This is a genomic window from Mycoplana sp. 10N416 (genome assembly GCF_056394765.1).
Map to the genome: position 1 here is coordinate 43,357 of NZ_JBFTIM010000016.1, position 9,014 is coordinate 52,370.

The window sequence follows — 9,014 nt, forward strand, 5'->3', positions numbered from 1 at the left end:
ATGCTGATTTCTCCGGTGCTCTTCATCTTGATCGACCTCGTCGACGACCTGGAGCACCTGCGTGCCAAGCTCGGCATCGAGCAGGCCCATTTCGCCGGCCATTCGCTCGGCGGCATGATCGGACCTGCCTTTGCGCGGCGCTACCCGGAGCGGGTCATCTCGCTTGGGCTGTTGTCGACTGCCGCCTTCCGCACCGAGGACGACAGCGCCAAGGTCATGGCCGTGGTCGCCGCCATGCGCGAACGCGGCATCGGCCAGGTGCTGGATACGCTGACGGCCCGTTGGTTCACCGATGCGTTCGCGGCACAGCGCCCGGACGTCATCGAATGGCGCAAGCAGCAGGTGATCGACACGCCCGTCGAGGTCTTCCTCAATGTGTTCGACATCTATGCCGGCACGGAGATGTCGCCCTGGCTGCACGAAGTGAGGGCCCCTTCGCTGGTGTTGACCGGGGAACTCGACGGCGGCTGCAATCCGCGCCTCAACGAACAGATCGCCGCGGCGCTGCCGAACTCGGAACTGGTGATCCTGGACGGCCTGAAGCACGCCATCATGATCGAAGCGCCCGACCGCGTCGCACCACCCATCCGGCAGTTCCTGCTGGCCAATTCCTGAAAGCAGACGCACCCGCCCTGGAATCTACCGAGGCGGGTGCTGTGGCACAATGAACTGGAGACCCAGGGCAGCTCGCTGCATCGCGCTTGCGCTCCGGCCTGAGCGTCTCGTCCTGAACGAGCCGGCGGCCTCGCTCGACATGTCCATACAGGCGCAGATCATCGGCCTTCTGCAGCGCCCGAAGAGCCACGGAGCCGGCCGGGGCAGTGGCTCAGAACCGGTCGATGCAGCCCTTCCCCTGGCGCCAGAGTCATGGCTTAGCTTGCAGCGCGCAAACGCAACCGCATTTGGAGGCTGACATCTTGAGGCATGAAGTTATTGAAATTCCTGTGATTTCCGAAGCGATACGAAAGCTGGGCGCGCCCACCTCGGCTTTGACACACGTTGGCGGGTTTCTCTATACTTGCGGAATGCCGCCGATCGATCTCCAGACAGGTGAAATCGTCAAAGGCAATATTGCGATCCAGACGCGGGCTTCATTGGAGGCACTGTCCTTTACCCTGCGTCATGCTGGATCATCACTTGATAACGTCTTCAAATCACTCGTCTTTATCACCGATAACAATTTCGCCGGAGATATGAATGCGGTATACCGGGAGTATTTCCCGGGCAATTTTCCGGCCCGCAGCTGTGTCGCGATCAAGCCATGGGCGCTTTTCGACATCGAGATCGAGTGCATAGCGACAGTCGGCTGAGGCGGGCGATATTCACAGAAAACCGCCATGTCGGACATAGGCGGGTGCAATGATTGTCATTGGGTCCGGTTATTTGCATGCGGGCGATCCTGCCTGCCAAATGCGCCCACAAAAATCTCAACAAAAGAGGGTGTTATGAAGTTGGGCATATCGAAGCTTTCTCGCGGCCTGGCCGCAACGGTGGTGGCAGGCATCATTGGCCTTTCCTCCCATACGGCCGCCATGGCCGAGACGACGATCCGCCTCGGTCATGTGCTTGCCGATACCCATAGCTGGCACAAGGCCTCGATAGAGTTCGCCAAGGAGGTCGCGGAAAAGACCGAGGGCCGCGTCAAGATCGAGGTCTTCCCGTCCGGCCAGCTCGGCTCGGAAAAGGAAGTGATCGAGGGCATGCAGATCGGCACCATCCAGGGCGGCGTGATCGGCAGCGGCTCCTTCCAGTTCGTCGAGCCGAAGTTCGGTGTCATCGAAATGCCCTATGCCTGGACCAGCCGGGAGCAGGCCTTCGCCGCGCTCGACGGCCAGCTTGGCGCGACGCTCGCCGACCTGCTGCGGCCGAAGGGCATCGAGGTCCTGGCCTGGTGGGAGAATGGCTTCCGCAACATCACCAACAACAAGCATCCGATCGTAAAGCCGGCCGACCTTTCCGGAATCAAGATCCGCGTGACGCCGGACAAGGTCCGCCTTGCGACCTTCGAGCTTCTCGGCGCGCAGCCGGCGCCGCTGGCTTTCGGCGAACTCTATTCGGCCCTTCAGCAGGGCGTGTTCGATGCTCAGGAAAACCCGCTGTCCATCATCGATGCGTCCTCCTTCTTCGAAGTGCAGAAATACGTCTCGATGACCGGCCATATCTGGGGTGCGGCATGCCTTACGGTGTCGAGCACGACCTGGGCGCAGGTTTCCCCCGAGGACCAAGCGATCGTCAAGGAAGCCGCCGTCAAGTGGCGCGATGCCCAGCGGCAGATGGTCACCGAGAATGAGGTCGCCCTGATCGAAAAGCTGAAGTCGAAGGGCATGGAACTCAACGAGGTCGACAAGGCCGCCTTCATCGAGGCCCTGAAGCCGATCTGGGAAAGCGAGAAGGACGTGTTCGGTCCTGAACTTCTCGCCATCATGGACAGCTATCGCAAGTAACCTGACCCGTCCTGCCCGCCTCTTCCGGCGGGCAGGACGCCGCCGTTACGACCGGTCTTTCCCAACGACATCACTGAGGACCCCATGCAAGAAGCACCGCTGCCGCCTTCGCGGATCGCCGGGGCGATAGACCGACTGGCCGGTGCCATTGGCGGCCTGGCAATTGCCGCGTTCACCGCCATCATCGTCTACGTCGTCATCTGCCGCTATGCCTTCGCCTTCACACCGCGCTGGTCGGAGGAGATTCCGCGCCTGCTTCTCGTGTGGGTGACGTTCATCGGCGCCGTCTCGGCTTTCGTCCGCAAGACGCATCTGTGCGCCGGCCTGACGGACCTCATGGTCGCGCCCGGCCGCTTCCGTGCCTTTCTCGCGCTCCTCGCGCGCATCACTGCGTTCCTCTTCCTGATGGTCGTCTTCTGGTCCGGCTGGAAGATAACGATGGTGACCTGGTCGCACGAGACCACGGTGCTGAGCTGGCCCGCCGGCCTCGTCTATCTCTCCCTTCCGGTCACGGCGGTTTTCGCCCTCGTCGCCCTGCTCGCCATGGAGTTGCGCAAATGAGTCTTGCGCTTATTGTCCTCTTTCTCGTCTTTGTCCTCCTGCTGCTCATCGACGCGCCGATCGTCATTGCGCTCGCACTGTCCTCGGTGGCCTATCTGCTGGTCGGCGATGCGCTGCCGGTGATGGTCGTGGCACAGCGCATGGTCGCCGGCATCGACAGTTTCACGTTGCTCGCCATTCCGCTGTTTCTGCTCGCCGGGCTGCTGATGGTCCATGGTGGCCTGGCGCCGCGGATCGTCAATCTCTGTGCGGCCGTCGTCGGCCAGCGCACCGGGGGCCTCGCCATCGTGATGATCGCCGCCTGCATGATGTTCGGCTCGCTCTCGGGCTCGGGCGTCGCCGATGTGGTGGCGATCGGCTCGATGTTACTGCCGGCCATGAAGGAGCGCGGCTATGATCCCGGCTTCTCCGCCGCCGGCCTCGGTTGCGCGGGCTCGCTCGGCACGGTCATTCCGCCCTCGATCGTGCTGATCGTCTACGGAACGGCGACCGGCACGTCGATCGGACAGCTGTTCATCCATTCCATCGGCCCCGGCATCCTGCTCGGGCTCGGCCTGATGGTCGTGGCGTGGTGGATCTCGCGCAAGAACGGCTGGAAGGGCGGCGAGCCGTTCAGCTGGGGCCGGCTAGCGACGGCGCTGCGCGAATCCGTGCTCGCCCTTTTGGCGCCGGTCATCATCGTCGGCGGCATTCGCTTCGGCATCTTCACGCCGACGGAAGCGGCGGGCATCGGCGTTGCCTATGCGCTGCTGGTCGGCACGCTGGTCTATCGCCGCCTGACGCCTAGCAAGGTCTTCAGCCTGCTGCGCGACACGACGGAAATGACCGGTTCGATCCTCATCGTCATCGCGGCCGCCTCCGTGTTCGGCTGGATACTGACGGTCGAGCAGGTGCCGCAACTGGTCGTCAACGCCATCACCGGTGCGACGGAAAGCGCCACGGTCGCCCTCGTGCTGATGATGCTGGCGGTTCTCGTGCTCGGCACGTTCATGGAATCGATCGCCATCATCCTCATCCTGGCGCCGGTGTTCCTGCCGGTCCTGCGGGTCTTTGAGATCGATCCGGTCTATTTCGGCGTGCTGCTCACCATCAACCTCGCGATCGGCGCCAACACGCCACCGCTCGGCATCGATTTGATGGCCGCCTGCCGTACCGGAGGCATCCCGATGTCGGCCTCCTTCCGCTACCTGTTGCCGTTCATCGGCGTCATGACACTCATCATGTTCCTGCTCGTCCTCTTCCCGGGCTTGATGACCGTGATGTCGTTCGGCATGTGAGCCGCTTTGTCCCCAAACGCATCTGAAAGGTGAACCATGTCGTTCGCACCGAACACCCTTGTCGATATCGACCGCTTCTGGTCGACCATCGAAAGCTCCGCCGAAATTGGCCAGGGACGGCCGGGCGGCCTTGCCCGGCTGACGCTGTCGGACGAGGATCGCCAGATGCGGGACCTGTTCGTCAACTGGTGCCGGGATGCGGGCCTGAGTGTCGAGATCGACGAACTCGGCAATATCTTCGGCCGCCGCGAGGGAAGTGATCCCGCTCTGCCGCCGGTACTCATCGGCAGTCATCTCGACACCCAGATCAATGGCGGCCGCTTCGACGGCATCGCCGGTGTTTTGGCCGGGCTGGAAGTGGTGCGCACGCTGAACGATGCCGGTCACGTTACCCGCCGTCCGATCGTCGTCGTCAACTGGACGAACGAAGAGGGCGCGCGTTTCTCCCCGCCCATGGTCGCCTCGGGCTGCTTCGTCGGGGCCTATGACGCGGACTGGGTCCGCGGCCTCATCGCCGACGATGGCGCGCGCTTCGGCAGCGAACTGGAGCGCATTGGCTATAACGGCAACAAGCCCTGCCGGGCCGGCGAGATCGATGCCTATTACGAACTGCATATCGAGCAGGGGCCAATCCTCGACCGGGAAGGTCGCGACGTCGGCGTGGTGACGGGCGGCTATCCCAGCTACGGGATGCGGGTGCGTTTCGAGGGCAAGACCGCGCATACCGGGCCGACGCCGATGGACCTGCGCCGCAATGCGCTGATCGCCGGCGCCCGCTGGCTGACGGCCGTGGACGACATCGGTTGGGATTTCGCCGTCGGCGACGGCAAGGCGACCGGCGCGCGGCTGGCGGCCTGGCCGAACAAGCCCGGCATCCTTTCCGACACGGCCCAGGCCATCTGCGATGTGCGTCACCCCGATCCCGCGACCGCGCGGGTGATGGCCGAGAAGATGCGCCGCGCCCTCTTCGAAAGTGCGGCCCGCGCCGGCTGCGAAGCGGTGATCGAGGACGAATGGTTCTGGGGTGGCGACATCTTCGACTGCGCCGTGGTCGACGGCGTCCGCGCGGAAGCCGTTCGCCTGGACTACGATTGGCGCGACATCCAGTCCCAGGCCGGGCACGACGCCTATTTCCTCGCCCGGCACTGCCCGACCGCGATGATCTTTACGCCTTGTAAGGGCGGCGTCACGCACAACAATGAGGAAGATTGCGACCGCGACGATCTGGCGCCAGGCCTCAATGTCCTGCTGCATGCCGTCGTAGCCCGGGCTGACCGCTGAGGGCAGGGAAGGGTGCCGGTCGCGGCACCCTCAATGCATGTCGGGATAGAGCGTGCGCAGTTCCTGCACCAGGTCGAGGAAATGTCGCTCGGCGCGGGAGTAGTCGCCTTCCGGATGCGTTACGAGGAAGACGTCGGCGCCGAGCGGATATCCCTTGATCTCCAGAGGCCAGAGAAGACCGTTTTTCACCTCGTCGTGGACCGCGGTCAGCGGAAGGATGCCGATCCCGAGGCCCGCGACGATCATCCGCCGGACCTCCTCCAGATTGCGGCTCTGTCCGCTGATGCGTTCGCCGAGCCCAAGGCTCTGGCTGAGAACCGCCATAGGTTCGAGGCCCAGGCCTTCGGTTGCGCAGGTGAATGATACGAAGGACTCCTGTCGCAGCTCCCGCTTTTCGACGCTGTTGCGGCCGAAAAAAGGGTGCTCCGCGCCGCAATAGACGCTGAATTCCTCGCGAAACATCAGCTCGCAGTCCAGGCTGAAGACGGGACGGGACAGCAGGCAGAATCCGATGCCGCACTTCTCCGTTTGTATGCGCTTGATGGTGTCTTGGCTGTTTTGCACCTCGACCACCCAGGTCACCGAGGGGTAGCGCTGGTGATAGAGCCGCATAGCCTCGTTGATAAGCAATGATTCAAGGTTCGAGATGATCTGGATCCGAACTTCACCGAACTCTTCAGCTGCACGTTCCTGCGTGCGCTGGGTGATTCGCTCGACGGCCTGAAAAATCTCGCTGCACTCTTCGTAGACCTTCTGTCCGGGCGCTGTCAGTTCGAACTTCCGGCTGCCGCGCAGGACTAGCTGGCAACCGAGCTGCTCCTCCAGGCGCTGCAGCGCCTGGCTGACGGAGGGTTGACTCATCGTCAGCCGCGCCGCCGCCCGCGTAAGGCTCCGCTCTTCGGCAACCAGGAAAAACGATCGCAGGAGATTTAGATTGAGATCTTTTAGCATCCGGCACTTTTACCCATCGAGTTTGAAGCCGGCAATCACAAGTGTTGATGATGACCGGGCCCCTGTCTCAAATCTGCATTGATCCTGAAATGCCGCACGACATCCGGCGGTCGCCTGCTCTTTCATGTGTTCGGGGAGCTAGCGCAGTTCGTGCGTGATTTCATCCGGGAAAGAACCCGCGCCGGTTTGCAGGCTGCGGAGGAACGCGATCGGCGCGGTGGTCGCCAGGGGTAACACCGGAGAAATTCGGAAAAGCTGGCGTGCGAGCGCCGGCGAAGCTGCGGTAGCTTTCGCGCGTCACCGCAGCAGATTGCCGGTCGGATGCGGCTGGAGCGCCATCCGGTCTCGGTCAGCCACGAAACGATCTACAAGTTCACCTATTCGGCCGACGGCCAAGCCATCAAGCTCTGGCGGCATCTACATGAGCACCGTGCCCGGCGCAAACCACGCCATGCCAGACGCAAGCACGGCCGGCGTTTTAGCCGGACGTGAACATCCTGTATCGTCCGGATGTTGTCGCCGAGCGCAAGCAGTTCGGCAAGGGCCAATGTCACCTCGCTTGTGGAACGGGTCAGCCGCTTTGCGATCTCGACAATCACGGCCTGTGATGGATGGCCTTGTCCGGGCACTACAGGCCCTGCCCCATCTCGCCCGCCGCTCGATCACCTTCGATCGAGGCACCGAATTCACCGACTGGCCGTACCTTCAGGCCTGCCATCGGCACGCAAACCTGGTTCTGCGACCCGAATCTCCTTGGCAGAAGGGCACCGTCGAAAACATCCGTGACCGACAGAGGATCGACCTCTCTCGAAAGCCATTTCCGCACCCGGCCATTGGCCGACCTCATTGATATCTGCAATCGTGCAACGCCACGCAAGTGTCTCGGCTATCAGACACCCGCCGAGGTGTTCCGCAAGAAACTGCTCGCCCAGATGAGGCAGGCAGGCTAGCTTCAAGCGCCCGCAAGTCGCGGTTCACCATGAACTCACATCACGCCAGAAGCGAGCTCCTTTCAAGGGGTTGGCCGGGGGACCGGAATTGTTTCTGCAATGAAGATAGGTACGCTATTGATGCACAGGGACTGGCAAAACTGGAAAGGTAGCGTTGCATGAATGCGCAGGGTCAGGATTGGGACGACCTTCGCATATTCTTGGCGGTGGCACGGGCCGGGTCGCTTTCGGGTGCAGCACGGACGCTGGGTGTGACCCATTCGACCGTTTTCCGTCGCATCGGCGCCTTTGAGGCGCGATTGGGCGCGCGGCTGTTCGATCGGTTGTCCGGCGGCTATGCACTGACGCCGGCGGGCGAGGAGATGCATCATTCTGTCCTTCGCATCGAGGAGGAAATCGCAGCGCTGGCGCTGAAGGTCACCGGGCAGGACCAACGGCCGAGCGGGACGATCCGCATCACCACGACCGACCTGTTGGCCGTTGGGGTGCTTCCCCGCCATATTGCCGCGTTTCGGACCGAATGGCCGGGGATCGAGATCGAAGTGGTGGTGGCGGACACCGTGCTGGACCTGKCGCGGCGCGAGGCGGACGTGGCGCTGCGGATCGGCAATCCGGGGCACGAAACGCTGGTCGGGCGACGAGTTGGCCGGCTTGCCTTTGCCGTCTACGCGGCCCCGGGCCATGCTGAACAGGAATCGGATGATCCGGCCCATGGCGATTGGATCGGTTATGGCTCGGCCCATGGCCCTCTGAGCCGCAGCCTGGCGCGCTGGTGGCCGCAGATGCGGCAGGTCTATCGGACGAACTCGATCATTGCCGCCCATGCCGCGGCTCGAGCCGGGATCGGCTTTGCCGCCTTGCCCTGCGTGCTCGCCGATTGTGACGCTGAACTGGTGCGCGCCAGCTCGCTGCCCGAAGACTTCATGCTGGATCTGTGGCTTCTGACCCATGAGGATCTGCGCCATACTGCGCGTGTCCGCATCCTGCTGGATTTCATGGCCGCAGCGCTTGCCGCCGATGCCGACCTCCTGGAGGGGCGCTGCCCCTGCAAGGCGAAACCGACGGAGGCATGACGCCCCCGCCGGGCCCGTCCTTCGGGCGGATACCCGACGTATATTAGTTGAACGCCTGCCAGCCAGGATGTTCAAAATGCTCGCCATAGGCGTTCAGCGCCTGGACGATCGTCACTGCGCCTGTCTCCACCTCGCCTTTCTGCAGCGCCGAGACGCCGGTCATGACTTCACCCAGAACAACATGGAACTGTTCGTCGACCTTGGGCTCGAGCACGCAGTTCTCGATCATGAAATCGAGCTGCTTTTGAATGTCGGCGGCAATCTCCTTGCCGGCGTTGGCTGGCAGGGTGCCGGCATGGATCGCATTCAGATTGGTGGCCATCGTGCGATGGATCGCGGTCATGCCGATGACCATGTTTTGATCGCCCTGCCATTTGGCGCCATTGTTCAGCATGATCTCTATTGCCGCCTCGCCAGAGCCGTCATGCGCATGGGTTTGCGCCGCGACGATCCCGGGTGCTCCCAGCGCGAGGGCAA

General features: G+C 62.9%; 10 protein-coding genes and 1 pseudogene. 9 read left to right on the plus strand and 2 right to left on the minus strand.

Features of this window, described 5'->3' with window-relative positions:
- From AC1DDS_RS22890 to AC1DDS_RS22915, 6 genes are all read left to right on the plus strand, one after another.
- The gene (locus tag AC1DDS_RS22890) at positions 1 to 615 is read left to right on the plus strand and encodes an alpha/beta fold hydrolase (RefSeq protein ID WP_477480951.1); all 615 of its coding nucleotides are present in this window, start codon (positions 1 to 3) and stop codon (positions 613 to 615) included.
- A gap of 302 nt (positions 616 to 917) precedes the next feature.
- Positions 918 to 1,310, plus strand: a complete 393-nt coding sequence (locus AC1DDS_RS22895) for a Rid family hydrolase (protein ID WP_477480952.1) — start codon at positions 918 to 920, stop codon at positions 1,308 to 1,310.
- 135 nt (positions 1,311 to 1,445) lie between these two features.
- Positions 1,446 to 2,444 (plus strand): TRAP transporter substrate-binding protein, encoded by a 999-nt coding sequence (locus tag AC1DDS_RS22900; RefSeq protein ID WP_477480953.1) that lies wholly within the window; start codon positions 1,446 to 1,448, stop codon positions 2,442 to 2,444.
- 84 nt (positions 2,445 to 2,528) lie between these two features.
- The gene (locus AC1DDS_RS22905) at positions 2,529 to 3,005 is read left to right on the plus strand and encodes a TRAP transporter small permease (RefSeq protein ID WP_477480954.1); all 477 of its coding nucleotides are present in this window, start codon (positions 2,529 to 2,531) and stop codon (positions 3,003 to 3,005) included.
- Positions 3,002 to 4,282: a TRAP transporter large permease gene (locus AC1DDS_RS22910; RefSeq protein WP_477480955.1), complete on the plus strand. Its 1,281-nt coding sequence runs from the start codon at positions 3,002 to 3,004 to the stop codon at positions 4,280 to 4,282. Before AC1DDS_RS22905 ends, AC1DDS_RS22910 begins: the two co-directional genes overlap by 4 nt.
- 36 nt (positions 4,283 to 4,318) lie before the next feature.
- Positions 4,319 to 5,563 (plus strand): Zn-dependent hydrolase, encoded by a 1,245-nt coding sequence (locus tag AC1DDS_RS22915; protein WP_477480956.1) that lies wholly within the window; start codon positions 4,319 to 4,321, stop codon positions 5,561 to 5,563.
- A 30-nt stretch (positions 5,564 to 5,593) separates the two neighbouring features.
- Here the strand turns inward: AC1DDS_RS22915 and AC1DDS_RS22920 are convergent, their stop codons facing one another.
- Complete coding sequence (locus AC1DDS_RS22920; RefSeq protein WP_477480957.1) at positions 5,594 to 6,514, minus strand: LysR family transcriptional regulator; 921 nt, start codon at positions 6,512 to 6,514, stop codon at positions 5,594 to 5,596.
- Between the two features lie 78 nt (positions 6,515 to 6,592).
- Between AC1DDS_RS22920 and AC1DDS_RS22925 the strand changes: the two genes are divergently transcribed.
- The 3 genes and pseudogenes from AC1DDS_RS22925 (at position 6,593) to AC1DDS_RS22935 (ending at position 8,537) form a co-directional block, all read left to right on the plus strand.
- On the plus strand, positions 6,593 to 6,748 hold the full coding sequence (locus AC1DDS_RS22925; RefSeq protein WP_477480958.1) for a recombinase family protein: 156 nt from the start codon (positions 6,593 to 6,595) through the stop codon (positions 6,746 to 6,748).
- Positions 6,749 to 6,811: 63 nt separating this feature from the next.
- Positions 6,812 to 7,464 (plus strand): annotated as a pseudogene (locus AC1DDS_RS22930) (IS30 family transposase); the annotation flags it as partial.
- Positions 7,465 to 7,622: 158 nt separating this feature from the next.
- Positions 7,623 to 8,537, plus strand: a complete 915-nt coding sequence (locus tag AC1DDS_RS22935; RefSeq protein WP_477480959.1) for a LysR family transcriptional regulator — start codon at positions 7,623 to 7,625, stop codon at positions 8,535 to 8,537.
- A gap of 43 nt (positions 8,538 to 8,580) precedes the next feature.
- Here the strand turns inward: AC1DDS_RS22935 and AC1DDS_RS22940 are convergent.
- Positions 8,581 to 9,014, minus strand: a 434-nt coding sequence (locus tag AC1DDS_RS22940) for a hypothetical protein (protein ID WP_477480960.1), incomplete at its 5' end; no start/stop codon positions are given.

Excerpts from the sequence above, each read along its gene's own strand:
- AC1DDS_RS22890 (WP_477480951.1), top strand. The coding sequence starts at position 1 with ATGCTGATTTCTCCGGTGCTCTTCATCTTGATCGACCTCGTCGACGAC.
- AC1DDS_RS22900 (WP_477480953.1), top strand. The coding sequence starts at position 1,446 with ATGAAGTTGGGCATATCGAAGCTTTCTCGCGGCCTGGCCGCAACGGTG.
- AC1DDS_RS22905 (WP_477480954.1), top strand. The coding sequence starts at position 2,529 with ATGCAAGAAGCACCGCTGCCGCCTTCGCGGATCGCCGGGGCGATAGAC.
- AC1DDS_RS22910 (WP_477480955.1), top strand. The coding sequence starts at position 3,002 with ATGAGTCTTGCGCTTATTGTCCTCTTTCTCGTCTTTGTCCTCCTGCTG.
- AC1DDS_RS22915 (WP_477480956.1), top strand. The coding sequence starts at position 4,319 with ATGTCGTTCGCACCGAACACCCTTGTCGATATCGACCGCTTCTGGTCG.
- AC1DDS_RS22920 (WP_477480957.1), bottom strand. The coding sequence starts at position 6,514 with ATGCTAAAAGATCTCAATCTAAATCTCCTGCGATCGTTTTTCCTGGTT.